General features: G+C 45.1%; 16 protein-coding genes. 8 read left to right on the forward strand and 8 right to left on the reverse strand.

The genetic code is table 11. The features are described 5' to 3' along the window. Nucleotides 1-5: 5 nt before the first annotated feature. On the reverse strand, nucleotides 6-1,223 hold the full coding sequence (locus VJL_RS17945; protein WP_038871606.1) for an AAA family ATPase: 1,218 nt from the start codon (nucleotides 1,221-1,223) through the stop codon (nucleotides 6-8). 1,244 nt (nucleotides 1,224-2,467) lie between these two features. Here VJL_RS17945 and VJL_RS17950 point away from each other — a divergent pair. Then, the gene (locus VJL_RS17950) at nucleotides 2,468-4,438 is read left to right on the forward strand and encodes a replication initiator protein RctB domain-containing protein (RefSeq protein ID WP_038880013.1); all 1,971 of its coding nucleotides are present in this window, start codon (nucleotides 2,468-2,470) and stop codon (nucleotides 4,436-4,438) included. A 310-nt stretch (nucleotides 4,439-4,748) separates the two neighbouring features. On the opposite strand, the gene VJL_RS17955 is transcribed toward VJL_RS17950, so the two are convergent. The 3 genes from VJL_RS17955 to VJL_RS17965 are packed head-to-tail and all read right to left on the reverse strand — an operon-like array spanning nucleotide 4,749 to nucleotide 6,999. Beyond that, complete coding sequence (locus VJL_RS17955; RefSeq protein WP_038880016.1) at nucleotides 4,749-5,216, reverse strand: hypothetical protein; 468 nt, start codon at nucleotides 5,214-5,216, stop codon at nucleotides 4,749-4,751. Next, nucleotides 5,216-6,148, reverse strand: a complete 933-nt coding sequence (locus VJL_RS17960) for an ATP-binding cassette domain-containing protein (RefSeq protein WP_038880020.1) — start codon at nucleotides 6,146-6,148, stop codon at nucleotides 5,216-5,218. The genes VJL_RS17955 and VJL_RS17960 overlap by 1 nt, the downstream gene beginning before the upstream one ends. Then, nucleotides 6,145-6,999 carry an ABC transporter ATP-binding protein gene (locus VJL_RS17965; RefSeq protein WP_038869895.1) on the reverse strand — a complete coding sequence of 285 codons (855 nt, stop codon included), beginning with the start codon at nucleotides 6,997-6,999 and terminating at the stop codon, nucleotides 6,145-6,147. Before VJL_RS17965 ends, VJL_RS17960 begins: the two co-directional genes overlap by 4 nt. Before the next feature lie 361 nt (nucleotides 7,000-7,360). On the opposite strand from VJL_RS17965, the gene VJL_RS17970 reads away from it, so the two are divergent. Both VJL_RS17970 and ribA read left to right on the forward strand, forming a co-directional pair. Then, nucleotides 7,361-7,558 carry a hypothetical protein gene (locus VJL_RS17970; protein WP_038869893.1) on the forward strand — a complete coding sequence of 66 codons (198 nt, stop codon included), beginning with the start codon at nucleotides 7,361-7,363 and terminating at the stop codon, nucleotides 7,556-7,558. A 167-nt stretch (nucleotides 7,559-7,725) separates the two neighbouring features. Next, the gene (gene ribA / locus VJL_RS28040; protein ID WP_081634998.1) at nucleotides 7,726-8,784 is read left to right on the forward strand and encodes a GTP cyclohydrolase II; all 1,059 of its coding nucleotides are present in this window, start codon (nucleotides 7,726-7,728) and stop codon (nucleotides 8,782-8,784) included. Nucleotides 8,785-8,880: 96 nt separating this feature from the next. On the opposite strand, the gene VJL_RS17985 is transcribed toward ribA, so the two are convergent. After that, complete coding sequence (locus VJL_RS17985; RefSeq protein WP_038880024.1) at nucleotides 8,881-9,636, reverse strand: substrate-binding periplasmic protein; 756 nt, start codon at nucleotides 9,634-9,636, stop codon at nucleotides 8,881-8,883. Nucleotides 9,637-9,704: 68 nt separating this feature from the next. On the opposite strand from VJL_RS17985, the gene VJL_RS17990 reads away from it, so the two are divergent. From VJL_RS17990 to VJL_RS18000, 3 genes are all read left to right on the forward strand, one after another. Continuing rightward, a complete protein-coding gene (locus VJL_RS17990) occupies nucleotides 9,705-11,633 on the forward strand; it encodes an ATP-binding protein (RefSeq protein WP_038880027.1) in 1,929 nt (642 codons plus the stop codon). Nucleotides 11,634-11,724: 91 nt separating this feature from the next. Beyond that, complete coding sequence (locus VJL_RS17995; protein WP_038880029.1) at nucleotides 11,725-11,934, forward strand: DUF3283 family protein; 210 nt, start codon at nucleotides 11,725-11,727, stop codon at nucleotides 11,932-11,934. Between the two features lie 135 nt (nucleotides 11,935-12,069). Further along, the gene (locus VJL_RS18000; RefSeq protein WP_038880031.1) at nucleotides 12,070-12,786 is read left to right on the forward strand and encodes a YebC/PmpR family DNA-binding transcriptional regulator; all 717 of its coding nucleotides are present in this window, start codon (nucleotides 12,070-12,072) and stop codon (nucleotides 12,784-12,786) included. An 84-nt stretch (nucleotides 12,787-12,870) separates the two neighbouring features. Here VJL_RS18000 and rodA read toward each other — a convergent pair whose 3' ends face one another. The 3 genes from rodA to VJL_RS18015 all read right to left on the reverse strand — a co-directional run bounded on the left by rodA (nucleotide 12,871) and on the right by VJL_RS18015 (nucleotide 16,339). Then, entirely contained in the window at nucleotides 12,871-13,953 is a 1,083-nt protein-coding gene (gene rodA / locus VJL_RS18005) for a rod shape-determining protein RodA (RefSeq protein WP_038869887.1), read from the reverse strand. 315 nt (nucleotides 13,954-14,268) lie between these two features. Then, a complete protein-coding gene (locus VJL_RS18010) occupies nucleotides 14,269-15,279 on the reverse strand; it encodes a DUF2955 domain-containing protein (protein ID WP_038880034.1) in 1,011 nt (336 codons plus the stop codon). Nucleotides 15,280-15,289: 10 nt separating this feature from the next. Beyond that, nucleotides 15,290-16,339 (reverse strand): HlyD family secretion protein, encoded by a 1,050-nt coding sequence (locus tag VJL_RS18015; RefSeq protein ID WP_038880037.1) that lies wholly within the window; start codon nucleotides 16,337-16,339, stop codon nucleotides 15,290-15,292. 119 nt (nucleotides 16,340-16,458) lie between these two features. Between VJL_RS18015 and VJL_RS18020 the strand changes: the two genes are divergently transcribed. Together VJL_RS18020 and VJL_RS18025 are read left to right on the forward strand one after the other, a co-directional pair. Continuing rightward, on the forward strand, nucleotides 16,459-17,379 hold the full coding sequence (locus tag VJL_RS18020; RefSeq protein WP_038880040.1) for a LysR family transcriptional regulator: 921 nt from the start codon (nucleotides 16,459-16,461) through the stop codon (nucleotides 17,377-17,379). Between the two features lie 84 nt (nucleotides 17,380-17,463). Next, nucleotides 17,464-18,132 carry a hypothetical protein gene (locus VJL_RS18025; protein WP_017189795.1) on the forward strand — a complete coding sequence of 223 codons (669 nt, stop codon included), beginning with the start codon at nucleotides 17,464-17,466 and terminating at the stop codon, nucleotides 18,130-18,132. The last annotated feature ends 5 nt before the right edge of the window (nucleotides 18,133-18,137 follow it).

Genomic DNA, 18,137 nt, shown 5'->3' on the forward strand with positions numbered 1-18,137 from the left:
ATTCATTACCCCTGATTCAATGACGGCCAGTTAGAGTGCAGTACGCGCTCTAGTTCTAGTGCACTCTTATGTACCGCATCTTGTGCAGTAGCGAGTGTTTTCTTACCCCCTTCGAAGTCGCCTACGGTCAAGTCAAACACCGTGCTGTAAGTGTCAGCACAGGTTTCGAATGCACGACTACGAGGAATAGTGGCCATCATAACTTGGTCACCTAGAAGATAGTTCATTTCAGTTAGAACAGAAACTTGCTTCTTGTTGTCATCTTCAAACATGGTTGGCATCAAACGAACAAACTCAAGACCGTTCCAATCTTCTGGGAACATCTCATAAACCGTTGGAAGGTGTTGGAAGAAGTTTACTGTTGAAGCCCAGTCAAGACGCTTCGCTGCACAAGGAATCAATAGCGCATTTGATGCGTACATTGCGTTCCATACTAGTGGGTCAACGTGTGGACCGGTATCAATCATAATCACGTCGAAGTCATTCGCAATCTTGTCAATCAACTGCTCTTTCAACAGACGAACGATGTCTAGCGATGGGTCTTCAGAGAGTGTTTGCCATGCTTCTGCGTTGAACATTGCGTCTTCTGGGAAAGCAGAAATCGACTTCAAGTTCGGGTATTGCGTCGGTAGCAGTACGTTCTTATGTAGGAATTCTCGATCGATTTCCACACCATCTGGCACGTTACCAAGCATGATATCAACCGCAGAGTAAATGTTGTCATGTTCTGCCACACTGATTTGTGGATTTAAGAACAAACGTAATGAACCTTGAGGGTCAAGGTCAATCAAACAAATGCGGTAACGATTATCTAAGTTTAGTGCTAGGCATGCAGCCAAATGAACCGCAGTCATTGATTTACCCGTACCACCCTTTTGGTTCTGTACGTTGATAATCCACGGTTTATTTTCTGAATTCTTTTTACGCTCATGGAATTTTGGCACTTCTGCCGCGTCCATTAGCATATGCGCTTCATCTAAAGTGATTGAATAATGGTTAGCATTATTCTTAGTAAATTGATGGCCGTCTGCCTCCATTTTACCAATAGCTTCATCCAGCTTACGACGAGTTAAACCAGAGCGGGTTTCCATCATCGCTTTAGACATTGGTGGGAAGTAATTGTCACTTCGCTCTTCCAAAACAATCTCAATACGGTCAGCTTGAACCTGCTGCGTCAGTTCCGCTAACTCCTGGAGATTTTCAATCGTTTTTTCTCTTTTCATGCCAAATTCCGTTGGAAGGATATCTGATTTTAATTGTACAGCACTAGCATTCTAAAACAACAAAAAGGTGAACAAACATTTTGAATAACCATCACATAAAAAAACACTCACAAACGCCACTTTTATGATTCTCCCATGAAAACATCACAAAATTTAATCAAATACTTGCCAATAAAGAGATTCAAACTCGATGAAATTAAAAATGTTACATCGTCACGTATTTACAATGTAAATCTAGCATTTATCTCGGAACGATTATAAAACAGCCCTAAATTACGGGCACTGTGAGATCAATCAGGTATTGGAGTGTTTATGTGGCTTTAAGTCAAAAGAGTTCTTCCCAACTAACCCTTGATCATGCGTCCAGTGCTATTTTTTGTAGGGAATGAGGTTTCTATTGGAAGAATGATCAAGGACGGTACATGATCATTCTTCCGAGGTAAGCATCAAAACTGAAAGCATGATCAAGGAAACCATGCTTCTATTTACATATCTGGTTAATTTTTAAATCAGATCAATTTATCGGAAAAATGATCAAGAACGTTTTTAACACGGAAGCATGTATTTTTCCCTCTAATTTACGGAAGAATGTAGATAGACTGGGGGATAGAGAGAAAACCAGAGCGTAAAAGCCGGAACGATGAATTAAAGCATCATGTAAAATGTAGACAAGACAATCATGATCATGCTTCCGTTGATTTCATCTTAAGCCCTGTTAAGTAGCGAGATTCAACCAAAATGGTGGCGTTTTCATCAATTGAATAATTTCCGCGCGATATTGAGAGCAGAACGATGAAAATCTTCTCTCTTGATCATCGATCCGACGTTAATATGAAGACAAGTAAGCAATAACACACGATGAGTTTTCCAAGTGAAGCCCTAGCTTCTGTGGATAAGTTGTATAAACATCATGATCATCGTTTCAGCCCTATTTTGATCATCTTTTCATAAACTTAATGATCATGCTTACGGAGAGTTGTGATCATGCTTTCTGACTTTCGATGATCATACTTTCGATAGTTACATGATCATAGTTCCGAAATGGCGATTAAAAATGTCTAAGTTAAACAGCTACTTACGACGCTAAAAATGTCCAGATCATTAGATCATATAATCAATTAAGATCAGATTAATCAAAAAGATCAGTTATTTAAAAAACAAAGATTTTTTCTTTATTTATGATCTGTTTTTCTTTATTCTTCGGAACCATAGCGAAACTACGGCTAGTGTGATCTGGATCTAAAATGACGGCTGATGAAAAAATTCTGATTAAAGCGCCAAGAAGCCATAAGGATGGGCACCTTTTTGAGGTACACGAATCTTCTGCAGATTGGGTAGAACAATACCAACATTTCAAAGGGGTAACCAAAAGCATCTTAGAACTGCTTAATCTTATTTCACTGCGTGGATTCAGCAGCAAAGATGGATTAGTTTCAACAACAGAAATTGTTGGTGCTACCGACGGTCAACTTACGCGTGCTGCATTACAGCAACGTTTACGAGCAGCGGTGAATATTGGTTTATTTACGCAAACACCAGTCCGTTTTGAAGAAGGCCTTGCTGGTAAAACCATGCTGCATAAGTTCGTAAACCCGAACCAATTAATTTCGGCATTGGGAGCCACCAGCCTGGTGACAGAAAAGGTTCGTCAAAGCGAGAAGCAAAAGCGTTCCAAAGCGTTAGCACAAACACAAGTGAACAAACGCTTGCTCAATGAGCACGGTCTTAACACACCTCCAATGATGAAAGATGAAGCGGATCAATTCATCGTATCACCGACCAATTGGGCAGGGATCATTGACCAAGCCCTCGCACCACCTCGTACTCGTAAGAGTTATCAGAAATCGATGGTATCGATCTCTGGCACCAAAGCCGTGATTGAAACGCGATCTTCTAAAAACATCATGACCGTTGATGATCTGATGACCTTGTTTGCGTTGTTTACGCTTACAGTTCAATACCATGATCATCACAAAGATCAGTACCACATGGATGCAGCGCATGTCCCTAACAAGACGCCGTTGTACATTACCGATATTCTGTCTTTGCGTGGCAAAAAAGACAGTGGGCCTGCTCGAGATTCTATTCGTGACAGTATTGATCGTATTGAATTTACCGATTTCCAGTTGCATGAACTGACTGGCCGTTGGCTCAGTGAGAACATGCCTGAAGGGTTTAAGAGTGATCGTTTCCGGTTTATCGCTCGAACCATTACTGCCTCGGAAGAAGCGCCTACAGAAGGTCTGGATGGTGAGATTCGAATCAAACCTAATCTTTACATCTTGGTTTGGGAGCCTTCGTTCTACGAAGAATTGCTCACTCGTGATTACTTCTTCCTATTCCCGCCAGAAATTCTGAAGCAGCATACGCTGGTATTCCAGATGTACTCATTCTTCCGTAGTCGCCTAGTACGCAAGCATACTGATTGCATGCTGTTGAGCGAGTTAAACCAGAAATTGGCACGTAATATCGAATGGCGCCGATTCTCAATGGATTTGATCCGCGAGTTGAAGCGTTTGTCAGACGGCAAGGGGACGGAAGATCTTTTTGTCGTCAATCTTTGGGGCTATCACCTAACGATCGAAACGATGATCGAGAACGGTAAGGTGATGGATTACCAAATCGACATCAAATGTGATGTCGAAGAGGTCTTACGTTACTCACGAGCACGTACAACCAACGCTGGTAAGCGCAATATGGCGCCTACACTGCCAAATCCACTTCGCAATGAGATGGTGACAAGGCAGCAGCTAGACGAGCTCTCAGGCATCATAGACGGCGAATTTGAGCCTATTCAGCGTAAAGCACCGTCCCCTCGTGGCAATTTAGGCCGCCGAGTGAAGCAGAAAAAGCACTTGGTTGAGATCAATGCTGACGAGATCACCATTACTCTATCCAAATATACCTCTCCAGAGGCTCTAGAACGCAGTGTAACGGCTTTGTCAGCGATGACAGGGCATTCGTATGCCTCAATCAAAGAAGAGTGTTCTGACTTCATTGAGAAGCTTGATTTCTTGAGAGTAGGGGATGTTCCTCTGCCATACGAGACACTGAGTAAGACGGTGGAGCTGTTCAACAGCCAAAATGATGTAAAGCATTTGACCATTGAACGTTTGATTGCGGGCTTGGCCGTTCGTCGGAAGGTATGTCGTCAGATTTTTGATGGGCACATGGACGAGATGGTATTCAGAGCACTTGATGAAATGGCCATTTAACATGTGTTGGGTCGATGCTTTTTAAGTAATAAGCATGACCAATTGATTCAGAATGTAACAATGAATTGCACTGATGGAAATCAGACTTAACTCTTACAAACCACTGACATTGATGATCGGATGGCAGACTAAGATTTATCCCGAATAGACAACCTTTTGTCCTTTCTGATGATTAATAGATTGGCTCATATTGTTACATTCATTCTGAATAGACTTCGCGAGTTTCTCCTCAAGAAACTCGCTTTTTTTTATCTAAAATTCCGCTCAAAACCTAATTTATAGTCATCAACGGCTTGATCATTCTTCCGAATTAATGACATAAGCCTTGATCATGCTTCCTTGGTTCATTCCAATTCAACGATCGCATCAACGCTACATGCGACTCTATCAAGCAATTCGCTTGTTGTTGCCATTCGCTTTGATCTTGTTGCTGATTGCAAAATTCCAACGCTAATACCGTTAAATGTTGTAAGCGTTTTAAGCTCCAATCTTTAATCAGAATGTCTGTCATTGGTTGACATGCAGCTTGTTCGAGCTTGGCACTCGTGTATTGCAAGGTCTGATAGGCTTTTTGATGGTTTTGATACCTGGCATATTGAAATACTCTTAAGCAGCCATCGAGCCAACAAGCGATCGCTTTGCTCTGCTCGTCAGTCAATTCAGGACCAAACACTGATTCCGGTGCCTGATACAGGATCGCTTCCAATCTTTCAACTTGATCATGCTTCCGGTTTTCGTACCAATCCGAAATAAGATCTTGCCAAGTATTCAAGTCCATTAAGCTGCCTTAGTCCATTGTTTTACAAAGTGGTTTGGTCCAATTTGATCAAAGTCTTCTACCACAATACTGCTGCGGTTTCGGATCTCATCTGCATTTACTGAATAGTTTGGTTCACTTTCCACGAGATTGCCAAATGGCAGATCAGGATCTGGTACCGCAGAGATCAATAACTTAGTGTATGGATGCTGCGGATTTTTCAAGATCGCTTGCGTGTCACCCCACTCAACAATCTGGCCCTTATACATCACGGCGGTTTCTTCGGCGATGTAATGAGCGGTTGCCAGATCGTGGGTGATGTACAAGAAACCGATGCCCAAGTCTTGTTTCATTCGCTGCATCAGGTTTAACACGCCCAGACGAATTGAAACGTCCAACATTGATGTTGGTTCATCGGCAAGAATGATTTGGGAGCCTACTGCCAATGCGCGCGCCAAGTTAACGCGCTGACGTTGTCCACCACTCAGTTCATGTGGGAACTTATTTAATGTTTCTTCTGGTAGCTCCACTAGATCCAAGAGTTCGAGTAGTTTGCCCGGGATCTCTTTGTCGCTTTTAACTTGCTTATGAATCTTAAGTGGGCGAGTCAGGTGATGACGAATCGTGTGGGTTGGGTTCAAAGAGCCAAATGGGTCCTGGAACACCATTTGTACCTTGCTGCGATAGTCCTGAATTTCTGCGCGAGCGGTAATATCGTTGATGTTTTTTCCATTAAAAAGGATTTCACCATCGCTGGCCGGATACACCTTGGTAATTAATCGCGCACAGGTGCTTTTACCGCAACCTGATTCGCCAACCAGCGCGAGAGTTTTGCCTGCATAAAGGTCAAAGCTCACGCCTTGAAGCGCACGGAAGGTTTCTTCTTTCGCGAAACCACCACCGACTTTAAATTCTTTGATCACGTTTTTCATTTGGATGATTGGTTCGCTCATGATAACGCTCCTTCAGTGGCTGATTCTTTATGCACGTCGTGGATATTCGGGAATGAAGCCCATAGTTTTTGAGTGTAAGAATGCTGAGGGTTATTGCGAATTTCGTATGAACTGTTTACTTCGACAATCTTACCGTGACGCATGATGGCTATGCGGTCGCACAACTGGCTCATGAGTGCCAAATCGTGAGTGATAAACAGCACAGAGAAACCGAACTCATCACGCAGTTGATAGATTTGCTGTAAGATTTCACGCTGTACCACGACATCAAGCGCTGTGGTTGGCTCATCCATGATGATCATCTTTGGGTTGAGAGAAAGGGCGATGGCAATCACTAAACGTTGGCGCATGCCCCCGGAGAACTGGTGTGGGTACTCGCCAAGTCGATCGCGGGGAATGTTGACCAAGTCGAGCAACTTTTCTGCGCGGTCCTTGGCTTGTTCATTGGTCATGCCTTTGTGATGGCGCAGTACGTCGGCAAATTGCTCCTGAATGGTTAATACTGGATTGAGGGAGTTCATGGCACTTTGGAACACCATCGCAATCTCGCTCCAACGCAGTGTGTTTAATTCACTGTCGGATAGACTCAGAATATCTTTGCCTTCAAATAGAATTTGGCCTCCTGAGATAAACGCTGGCGGCTTGTGTAAACGGTTGATAGAGAAAGCAATGGTACTTTTACCACAGCCAGACTCACCAGCGAGGCCAAATATCTCGCCTTTGCCAATATCGAAGCTTACCGATTTCACTGCGTTAAAGTCGCCGTGATCGGTGATGTAGTCCACACATAAGTCTCTGATCTGGATGACCGGATCAGAGTGGTATGCCTGAATCAGGTTTATGTCACTCATAAAAATACCTTACCAATACAAAAGATAATTATTATCATTATCAGGTGTGCGAGTTTTACGAAAGACAGAACCGTCTAATAAGTGAAGTGACTCGAAAGTTGAGTGTAATAAAAAGAATTTTTTCGGTTATAGAAGTGTGAAGAATCACGGGAAAAATGAGAGCTGGATCAGCTCACTTTTCGTAGGGGGAATTCTTCAAATTTAATCGCTAAAACTGTGGTTTGCAAAAACTAAATGATGAATCTATTAACGAGTTGATGAAAGGTCGGGAGGGGTCACATTTCCCCACTGTTTTTCTTACCTCTGCATTGGGGGTTTGCTATAGATTACCCATCGAAAACATGGTGTGTTCGGAGGAAATATGTCCATTAATTCTATCGACCATGAAGAGATGAGCAACATCGCTCACAAATGGGAACTCCCAGAAGAAGAATCCGTTGTGAGACCTGAGAAAATCGTGAAGTCAGCAGAAGCAAGACGACGCATTGAAGCACTTCGTGAAATCCGTGAAAGCGGTTTGAGCATCGAAGAAGCAAGGGAACTTGGCTTGATTCACTAATTCTCGCACTACGGTAATACCAATCATGGGGTAGTCATAAGACTGCCCTTTTCATTTTTTGTTTTACAACCAATTGTTTGACTTTCTCCTACAGCGTTACTAAAGATTATATCAATAGCAATATGCTTTTTGTTGACTATTAAAACAGCAACGTCAGGAGTACGATTATGGTTGATCAGATCCTTTTCTATGAGCCCGATGAATCTCACGGCTTTCTTTCTAATTTCTGTCATGCCCCGATTCAAGTCTCAGCTCAATCTTGGCCCACCAGCGAACACTACTACCAAGCCCAAAAGTTCAACGACCTCAAACTGCAAAGTAAAATCCAATCAGCGAAGACGCCTGATGAAGCTTTCGCCCTCAGTCGTCAATATCAACACTTCGTGCGTGAAGACTGGGATGACGACAAACTCTCTGTGATGGCGTTTGTTGTGCGTGAGAAGTTTTTGCAAAACCCTCAGCTTGCCAAACAGTTGATGCAGACAGGAAACGCCTGTCTTACCGAACATTCACACAAAGATGCCTTCTGGGGCGATGGCGGTGATGGCTCTGGTGAAAACCATTTAGGGGAGATTCTGATGAACGTACGTGCTGAATTAAAACATATCGAGCCCAGCAGCTTGGTGAGGTTTATTGATAAAGCCAAATTACCGACTCAGTGGGGCACGTTTGTAATGTACGGTTTTATCGAGAACGCGACAGGGAAAGAACATCTCGCCTTGGTGTATGGCGACCCTACAAACACTAAAGCGCCGCTGATTCGCCTGCATTCAGAATGCTTAACTGGTGATGCGCTGTTCAGTACGCGTTGTGATTGCGGCTTCCAGCTTAACCGTGCATTGCAAAACATTGTCGAAGAAGGCTGCGGTGTGTTGCTTTATCTGCGCCAAGAGGGTAGGGGGATTGGCTTAATCAACAAGATTCGTGCGTATCACTTGCAAGACGAAGGCGCAGACACGGTCGAAGCCAATGAACGTCTTGGCTTTGCCGCAGATATGCGTGACTACGCGTTTTGCAAAGGGATGCTGGAGCATCTTGGTATTGGTGAAGTAAGGTTGATGACCAACAACCCACGTAAGCTTGCAGCGTTGAAAAAGGTCGATATCAAAGTTGTTGAGCGGGTGCCACTGCAAGAGGGCAATAACCCAAACAACCAACACTACTTACAAACCAAAGCCAATAAGCTCGGCCATATGTTCGATCCCAAATTTGTCGAACAAGATTAAGCGCTCGAACAAGATTAATCACAGAGAAGATATAAAAATGAAACCGCCAGCTTCGATAAGCTGGCGGTTTTTTCATGATTGGTTAGGTATGAGTGGTTAGATGTATTTTTTGATGATGTTGTCGATTTGCCCCGAACTTTTGAGCTCTGCTAGGCGCTTATTGATGAAGCTCTGTACTTCCGGCTTCATGTTCGGAGAGAAGGCTAGATAGATAGAGTAATCTGGGATCACATTACTAAAAGATTGGATCTGGAAATCGCTCATCGGAAGCTCTAAACGTTTGATGTTGTATACCACCCGCGATTCCATTTCAACAAATGCGGTATCGCCAGGGGTTCTTTGCAGAACTCGATACGCTGCATCGTAATCTTTGACGCGCATTTCATTCACGGTGCCGTTATCAAAAAACGGGCTGAGGTTTGGGTAATCAAAGCCGAGTAGAAGTACGATTGAGCGGCCTTGCATGTGCTCCATATCGCTGAATTTAAATGGTGCTTTACTGCTGGAAACCAATACATGTTTTACAGTGTAAATAGGTTGCTCTGACAAATTTTCTGATTGTACCTTGCCCCAATTTGGGCTGCCGTAAGTCACCCAATTCTCTTCTCCGCCCGCTTCCAAAACGGAGAGCATGCGTTTAAACGGATAAGTATGGTATTTCACTTCATAATTGGACTCGGCAAAAATTTCACTGACGATGTCCGTCACAATTCCGGAATGTTGTTCACCCTGTTGTTCTATTTGAAATGGTCTGGCTTGTTCAGAAATCACGTAGTAGTTCACTTCACTTGCCATACTGTGCGTGCTTAGGGCTATGAAACTAAAGCCCAATGTCCGTAAGAGTCCTTTCATCCTAACCTCGATTATTGTCGTGACCAGACTATATTTATAGTAGCGCAAGATTAAGGGAGTAATTTCATATGGAAAAAAAAGAGCGAACTCAACGTCGGTTTAGCATCGGCAACCAGCTTATGTTGGCGATTTTTGCGTTGAGTTTTATCTTTACCGTGATTATCTCTTCTTTGAGTTTGTATCGTGATTTCAATGATGACCTTGCTCGTTTAGATATGGAGTTGAAGCAGGTTGAAACCAGCTACTTGTCTGGTTTTTCTGCCAGCTTATGGGTGGAAGATCGAGAGCTATTATTGACACAGGCTGAAGGGGCGATGCGTTTACCTTCGGTCGACTATTTACTCATTGCTACGCCGGATGAAGTGATCGTGGAATTAGGATCGCCATTAGGATCCGACAGTATCAAGCGCCAGTGGCCATTACAGTATGACATGGGCGTCAAAACTTATGATCTTGCAGAGGTTACGGTGCAATCGGATCTGAGTCCGATCTACCAAGGATTATGGCAAACTTTCTTTTTCCTTGTGATCGCCGAGGCGATCAAGATCTTCTTGCTCATTCTTGGGGTGCTTTGGGTTACCTTTCGTTTGATGGTGAAACCATTGCAATTACTCTCTGGAGCGGTGAGCGATTTCAGTGGCGGGCATGTGCCAAGCAAATTGCAACTGCCTCAGCGTTGGTTCTTTGATGAAGTAGGGTTATTAGAACACAAATATAATCGAAGCGTTGAACGAGTTCGTGAACACCAAAGTGAAATTGAAGACGCACGTGAAAAAGCCGAAGTGGCCAATCGCAAGAAGAGTGAATTCCTTGCCACAATGAGTCACGAAATACGTACGCCGATGAACGGTATCATTGGAGTTGCATCATTACTCGGTGATACTAAGTTAGATGATCAGCAGCACGAATATGTCGACATCATCAACAGTTCATCCGGCTCACTAATGGTGATCATCGATGATATTCTTGATTTCTCCAAGATTGAAGCGGGTAAGATCGAACTCGAAGCGGCGACCTACAATCTGCTGCAGTTGCTTAATGAAGTCGGCAGCTTGCACACAGTAAAAGCACAGCAAAAACATTTACAGTTAGTGTGCGATATTGATCCGCAACTGCCGTCTGAGGTGGAAGGGGATGTTGGCCGACTGAAGCAAGTCTTGAGTAACTTACTCAGCAACGCCGTGAAATTTACAGAACGAGGCCACGTGAAACTAATGGTTTCCCTTGTGAGCAAAGAAGATAAGCTCGCACAAGTGCACTTTCGAGTTGTGGACTCTGGGATCGGTATCGCCAAAGAAAACCAGCAAGCGGTGTTTGAGAAGTTTCAGCAAGCAGATGGCAGCACCACACGTAAATATGGCGGCACTGGATTAGGATTAGCCATTTGTGCGAAGTTAGTTGAAGTGATGGGAGGGCAAATTCGTCTCACGAGTGAGCCCGGACTTGGTAGTTGTTTTGAGTTCACCATTCCTTTGATTGTCGTCAGTGATAAGCCTATCTCTCCGAGCACGCCCAACATTCCCAATATTCTCGACTTTCCGAACGGAGAAAGTAAAACGCAGAGCGTGCCTTCCTCCCCAAGAGATGAAAGTAAACCTTGGATACTAGTGGTCGAAGATACGGCTGTGAATCAGAAAGTTGTACGCATCATGTTGGAAAAATTGGGTATGCAAGTCAGTGTGGCTGAGCACGGTGAAGAAGCGTTAGAACTATGCGAAGCAAACCATTTTGATCTCATTCTCATGGACTGTCAGATGCCCGTCATGGATGGCTTTATTGCCACAGAAAATATTAGACAGATGAGCGAATGGGGCAAACAAGTGCCAATCATTGCTTTGAGTGCGAATGTCATCAAAGAAGACCAAAAACGTTGTTTTGATGTCGGAATGAATGAATTTGTCTCTAAGCCTGTGACGAAGGAGCGGTTGCAGCAAATTTTTGAGCAGCACTTACCACAAGAGCTGCAAACTCGGGATAAACCTAAAGAAGCAACTTGAAATTGATCAAGATAAGCGCGTTTCTATTCTTAAATGGTAATTCTGTATGTTATAGTGCGCGGCTAGTATTTAAAGTACCTTGAGGCTGTGAATGTCGTTCAATCTATCCTTGTTGCCGCCTAACGAGAAAAATAAAATCGAACTTGATAAACAAGCGTCGTTTTTAGTTTGGAAACTCAAAGAGGCCAAATCTGGTCCTGAGGCGATAGAAGAACAATTGTCTAAGATTAACGACGCTGGCGAAAAAGTGTTTTTTCAACAGGCAGTCGATAAGTACAAACGAGTAATGGGTGTCGCGTAAAGCGAATCGTGGCGGTAAATGAAATTACCGCGGCGGAAGAGGTGACCTCCCCATTCCTTTGCAGGGCGAAATGGAAAAAGTTTCGCTTTTTGCTAAAATCCTTCGCATTAAATTTGAATTTAGAGAGACATCCCGATGGGAAGAAGTTTTGAAGTGCGCAAAGCCTCTATGGCGAAAACTGCAGGCGCAAAAATTAAAGTTTATTCCAAATACGGTAAAGAAATTTACATGTGCGCTAAAAACGGTGGCGGTGATCCAGACATGAACTTGTCTCTGAAGCACCTGATCAGTAAAGCGAAAAGAGACCAAGTACCTGCACACGTTATCGATAAAGCGATCGATAAAGCGAACGGCGGTGGCGGTGAAGATTACGCACCAGCACGTTACGAAGGTTTTGGCCCTGGCGGCACAAGTGTGATTGTTGACTGTCTAACAGACAACGGTAACCGTACTTTCCAAGACGTTCGCCAATGTTTCGTTAAAACAGGCGCGAAGATCGGTGTTGAAGGTTCAGTTTCTCACATGTTCGATCACCAAGCAGTATTCCAGTTCAAAGGCGAAGATGATGAAGTCATTCTTGAAACGCTAATGATGGACGAGGTTGATGTTACTGACGTTGAACTAGAAGACGGCGTGATCACTGTATTTGCTCCTCATACAGAGTTCTTCAAAACGAAAACTGCACTTAACGCAGCATTCCCAGATCTCGTGATCGACGTTGAAGAAATCACATTCGTTCCGCAAACTCACACGCCAGTAGCGGGTGAAGATGCAGAGAAATTCCAGAAGTTCCTAGACCTTCTAGATGACTGTGACGACGTTCAGCAGGTATACCACAACGGCGAACTGTAATTCGGTTCTCCAGTTGTAAAAAAGGCTTCCCCGAGGGAAGCCTTTTTTGATCGTGTTGTTTGTCTTTTCTATTGTGACTAGCGTTTAGGTGTTTCGGTACTTGGAATAACACAGCGACATGATCACGCCAAAACAGATGCCTTGAGTCAGCATCGCCGTACCACCGTAGCTAAAGAATGGCAGTGGACTCCCCATTACTGGCAATAAACCACTGACCATACCTGTGTTGATGAAGGCATAAAGGAAGAAGCTCATTGCCAATGCGCCACTCACTAAGCGACTGAAGAAATGCTCAGATTGGCACGCCAGCAGCATCACACGTGCCGTAATGAACAAATACAGCGCTAACAACACCACACAACCAATAAAGCCCCATTCTTCTGCGTAGGTCGAGAAGATGAAGTCAGTATGGCTTTCAGGGATAAAGCCTAGTGTACCTTGAGTGGCATTCATCCAGCCTTTACCTTTCATGCCGCCAGAACCAATCGCAATCAATGATTGGATGATTTGGTAGCCCGAACCCAATGGATCCGATTCAGGGTGCAAGAACTGCGTTACACGGCTTTTTTGATACGCTTCCATCACAAAGAACCAAAGTATTGGTGCCAGCGTTAGAATACTCACCAAAAAGCCGCCAATTATCTTCCAGCTCATGCCAGCAAAGAACAGCACAAACAACGCGTAGATCACCGTGAAGATAGCACCGTCCAAGTCTGGTTGTAAGGCAATCAAGCCCGCAGGCACAAAGGTGATCAGCAAACAGAAAGCAATTTTGCGAATGTCTGGTCGGCCACCTTCTAGATGCAGCATCCACGCGATCATAATGGGGATTGAAAGCTTGATAAGTTCCGAAGGCTGGAAGCGGAAGAAGCCGATATCGAGCCAACGCTGCGAGCCATTGGTGCTATCGCCAAATAGGGCAACTGCCGCCAAGAGCGAAACCGCAACCAGATACAAATAAGGCGCTGCACGTTGATAGCTGGACGCTGGAATCGACGACATGACCAAAATACACACCAGCGTCAAACCGCATCGAGCGAGGTGCTTAAATAGCATAGCTTCATTAAATCCACTGGCACTCCAGAGAGTGAGCGAACTCAATAGCATGATCGGAATGATCGCCATTAGCAATGGCAAATCAATCCTAGGGAAGAAACGCTTGTTCATCTTCTACAACCTAAAAACGCCCCAACTCGGGGCGAAAACAACCAGAACTCTGCGAGCTCAAACTATTCCGATGCTAAGAATCCTATTTGGAAATAACAGACACCACGCAAAGGTGTGCAAGAGAGGAGTGTGCGACGCCGTCTGTTATGGGTAAGCTGACCTGGAAAGTCGTGGGATGGATAAATACACCAGGCTGAGGTTTTGCGCCACACTTTTTATAAGGGTGAAATAGAAATTGGTACAGACAGCGCAATGAAATGAGCGCGATAAGAACAAGGGCGCCTTAAGTATTGGGTTCTTAAGGCGATGGCACGCTTAGGCTTGAGCTTTTTCTGGTTTGTGCGTGAAATGGTATAACGCCCACAGCACAAATAAAGTCACGGTAAGCTCCCAAGCTCGGAGGAAGGTGCTCTCCAAGCCCAGTTCATTGCTGGTCATGTACAGTTGAATCGGCAACATGGTCGCCAATAACGCATCGGCATGGACGTCTTTGGCTGGGCCTTTCGCTTTTGCCATTGATGCGGTGATCATAAAGGCAAGCAGACCCAATACGATGGTGTAGTAACCGAACGTGGATTGATGCCCAGCCATCAGTAAGGTGAACACTACAGCCAATGCACAGCCGCCCACCTGAGTTTGAAAACGGCGGTCAACCACGTCGATAAAGCTTTTGTGTGTGGTTTGCGTTGCTGCGGCAATCACAGGCACCAAACAAAACGTTGCTGAGATGATGTCGACAATCATCAAGAATGCCACACCAAGACCAATCAACGCGAGTGAGATCGCTCGGTTCTCAAACGTAACAGGCTCTTCTTCAAATGCTGGTGGTTTGCCGCCACGTTCAACAGGGAACAGAGTCACCATGATTTTTGCGACGATCATGGTAATCAGCATCGATAGCAAGATTTCATGAATGCGCATTGGCATGTCCATGGTGGTGTGCTGAGCAAACACCACAATCAGAATCCAGTTGAAAGTTGGCATTAACATCTGACCTTTCTTCGGCGGCGTGGTCGCTCTGCGGCGCATAAAGTCGAAGAAGAACAAGCTAATGGTCCACACCACAAACGGATGCTGTGAAAACACTTCGGTCACCACCAGCGCTGCACTTGCTGCCGCCACAGTAGGTAAGAAAGTGCGGATCAAACCAAGCCAAGAGTAGTCTTTGTTTTTGGTCATGATGATGGTTGGGTACAGCGCCAGATAAACCGGAGAATCAAGGTTCAGCAGTTTGCCCAGCACCATACAAATTGTCACAGTAAGGGCAACACGCAATGCTTCATTGCGTTCAGAACGACTTTGAAACAAGCTTTCGAAGGTCCACATGGTTCACCCCCTAGTAGATGTAGCGGAACATCGCCACTAAGTGAATCCAAGCTGAGCCAATGACATCCATGATTGGATTGCCGCTTTCAACGATCACGCTCGCTCGTGAACCAGAAATCATCGAAGGATCCAGCTCGTTAACTGTAATGCGAGTACGCACTTTCTGTTGCTCACGGATCCAACGAGTATCATTGGTTACGCTAGAAAGCTGTCCATTAGCATTGTTGGTATCGTAAATCGCACGCTCTTGGCTGCTGACTTCACCAGTAAATACTTTGCCTGGTAGCGCATCGAAGGACACCAACACTTCGCGACCATTCGTTAGCTTATCAATGCCTTTTTCGTTGAAGTCTGCACTGATCCACGCATGAGCTTCGTCCACCAGCATCAATGACGCTGTGCCTTGTGTGATGTAGCTGCCTGATTGCAGTTGCAAGTTCGTTACCACGCCTTCGGTTTGCGCCACGATTTGGGTGTGGCTTAAATCCAGCTCCGCACTGGCAAGTTTTGCTTCTGCCAACTCGATAGCTGCCGTACGGTCTTGAGTAGAAAGCTCTGCCTCAATGCGCTTCACTTCTGCGTTCGCTGCTTCCACCGCACTGCTGGCGACTTGTGTATTAGTGATCGCGTCATCCAGCTCTTGCTCAGTTGCTAGCCCTTTATTGCGAAGTTTCTGGTTACGCGTCAGTTTTTGCTTCGCGTTATAGTATTCGAACTCGCGTTGGCTTTGGGTTTGTTTCGCTGCTGCCAATTGTTGCCATTTCGCGGAATCTGATTCACGTGCTTGGCGCAGTTCGGCTTTGGCTTGTGCCACTTTCAATTGGTAGCTGCTGGCATCGATAGCAAACAGTGGCTGACCTTTTTCAACCAATTCACCGTTATTCACCATCACATCTGTGATTACGCCAGATACCTCCGGCGCAATGGTTGCGACATTACGATGCAGTGTCGCTTGGGTGGTGAAAGGAGAAACATTGTCTGAGGTGACTAAAAAAGCGGAGAATAAAGCTGCCGCTGAAAAAACAGTGTATATCGCGTATTTATAAAAATTTTCTTTCACGTCTGTACCTAGTATTCATTCGTTAGTACGCGCCGCGTTCACGGCATATTCGGGTCTCTTTTCTACGTGGGCTAGGTTATACTCATCTAAAATTGGAAAAAATAACCAATGGAAGAAGTATGAATTCCATATTTGGAAACGTTGATGATCTGTACCTGTTTTGCTCAGTGGTTGAGCAAGGCTCTCTGCTCGCGGCGGCGAAAAAGCTCGAACTGCCGGTCTCTACTATGTCTCGTCGTTTATCGGCGCTGGAAGCGCGACTAGGATTGAGATTGCTGGAGAAGAAAGGACGTGAGTTGGTGGCAACCGAGACAGGTTTACAGGCGTTTGATCAGCTCAGCAGTGCGATGTCTCAGATTGAATCCGGCATCTTGCAGCTCAATCAGCAAAGCCAAGAAGTGGAGGGGCGAATCCGATTGGTGATGCCAAGCCGCTTCTACAATGACTTGGTCGACAAGGTGGTTGAGGATTACATCAAAACCTATCCAAAAGTGACCATTGATCTATTGCTTAGCCAAGTGAATTCGATTCCAGAAACCGATCGCGATCTGGTGGTGACGTTCGATTTGGATGGTTTGGACGATATGATCGCGCGCCCATTGTTTAAAGTAGAGCACGCTTTCTTTGTTAGCCCTGAATATCTAGCGCAAGCGGGCGGCAATATTGAAACCTTACAAGATTTAGCCAAGCAAGACTGGGTAGCCAGCACACACACCACACAAGTGCCTATCTATCAGCAAGACAAGCTGGTGGACATGCTCAACTGCAAGCCGCGTTTAGTGGTCAATGACATCACCGCGGTGATCAAAGCGGTGGAAAACGGTTTGGGAATTGCGTCGATCCCATTACGCCACGTTAAGCCTGAATTGAATCTCGTGCGCGTCGCAACATCCTACAGCCGCGGGGATCGCGAAGCCTATTTGGTTTATCGTCAGCGTAACTATCAGCCTAAAGCGCTGACCTTAATGGTCGAAGCGATTTTGCTGGCTTCAGAGGAGCGAAACCATTCATCCTCTCTCAATACCATTCACTCCACATAACTGCCATTGGTCGCATGCAAAAGCAGCGTGCGATTTTCTCCCTTAATCTGAAACCATCAAATCACGTTCAACTAAGGACAGTACATGATGGTTTCTCAATCTCGCTCAATTAAAGCTCTTAAACTCGCAAGTACGTTTATCGCCGCATTTGCACTCAGCAGCAATCTGGCTCTGGCTAACCCAAGCGAGCGCACACTCAGTCAATTCAACCAAGCGGCGCAGGGTGACTCTGGTTTAGTTGATACCGTTTACGGTGAATTATCCAAACAACTCGAAGAGCAGGGCGCAACGCCGGTGACCTTGGTTTACTTGGGCAGTGCGGAGACGTTGCAAGGTCGTGAGGCGTTTATGCCTTGGAACAAGATGAAGTTCACCGAGCGCGGTCTTGCCACAATCCAAAAAGGTTTGGATTTAATGGCGAATCAGCCAGTACCACTGCAAGAGCAACAACGCTTACAAGGCTTGCCGGAATACCAATTAGCCACCGCCATGGCAGCCACCACCTTTACTTCTCTACCTGACATGTTCAATCACTTTGAGCGTGGCTACGAGCTGTACCTTTCATTGCTCGATGAGCCGAGTTTTAGCCAACAACCTTTCGCCGCAACGTCTTGGATTTATCGCTACGCCATTGAAGCTGCACTGCGCGCAGAAGATGTTCAACAAGCCAAAACATGGTTAGCGCAAATGGAGCAATTGGGCGACAGCAATCTAGAAACGCAAACCGCGAAAGCGCTGCTAGCGAAATATTAGGGAGG

This window comes from Vibrio jasicida CAIM 1864 = LMG 25398 (assembly GCF_000400365.1).
Lineage (GTDB): Bacteria > Pseudomonadota > Gammaproteobacteria > Enterobacterales > Vibrionaceae > Vibrio > Vibrio jasicida.

Coding starts and splice junctions, on each gene's coding strand:
- VJL_RS17965 (WP_038869895.1), bottom strand. CDS start 6,999: ATGAGTGACATAAACCTGATTCAGGCATACCACTCTGATCCGGTCATC.
- VJL_RS18000 (WP_038880031.1), top strand. CDS start 12,070: ATGGGAAGAAGTTTTGAAGTGCGCAAAGCCTCTATGGCGAAAACTGCA.
- VJL_RS18010 (WP_038880034.1), bottom strand. CDS start 15,279: ATGTGGACCTTCGAAAGCTTGTTTCAAAGTCGTTCTGAACGCAATGAA.
- VJL_RS17960 (WP_038880020.1), bottom strand. CDS start 6,148: ATGAGCGAACCAATCATCCAAATGAAAAACGTGATCAAAGAATTTAAA.
- VJL_RS17985 (WP_038880024.1), bottom strand. CDS start 9,636: ATGAAAGGACTCTTACGGACATTGGGCTTTAGTTTCATAGCCCTAAGC.
- VJL_RS17945 (WP_038871606.1), bottom strand. CDS start 1,223: ATGAAAAGAGAAAAAACGATTGAAAATCTCCAGGAGTTAGCGGAACTG.
- rodA (WP_038869887.1), bottom strand. CDS start 13,953: ATGAACAAGCGTTTCTTCCCTAGGATTGATTTGCCATTGCTAATGGCG.
- VJL_RS17990 (WP_038880027.1), top strand. CDS start 9,705: ATGGAAAAAAAAGAGCGAACTCAACGTCGGTTTAGCATCGGCAACCAG.
- VJL_RS17955 (WP_038880016.1), bottom strand. CDS start 5,216: ATGGACTTGAATACTTGGCAAGATCTTATTTCGGATTGGTACGAAAAC.
- VJL_RS18025 (WP_017189795.1), top strand. CDS start 17,464: ATGATGGTTTCTCAATCTCGCTCAATTAAAGCTCTTAAACTCGCAAGT.
- VJL_RS17995 (WP_038880029.1), top strand. CDS start 11,725: ATGTCGTTCAATCTATCCTTGTTGCCGCCTAACGAGAAAAATAAAATC.
- VJL_RS18020 (WP_038880040.1), top strand. CDS start 16,459: ATGAATTCCATATTTGGAAACGTTGATGATCTGTACCTGTTTTGCTCA.
- VJL_RS17950 (WP_038880013.1), top strand. CDS start 2,468: ATGACGGCTGATGAAAAAATTCTGATTAAAGCGCCAAGAAGCCATAAG.
- VJL_RS17970 (WP_038869893.1), top strand. CDS start 7,361: ATGTCCATTAATTCTATCGACCATGAAGAGATGAGCAACATCGCTCAC.
- ribA (WP_081634998.1), top strand. CDS start 7,726: ATGGTTGATCAGATCCTTTTCTATGAGCCCGATGAATCTCACGGCTTT.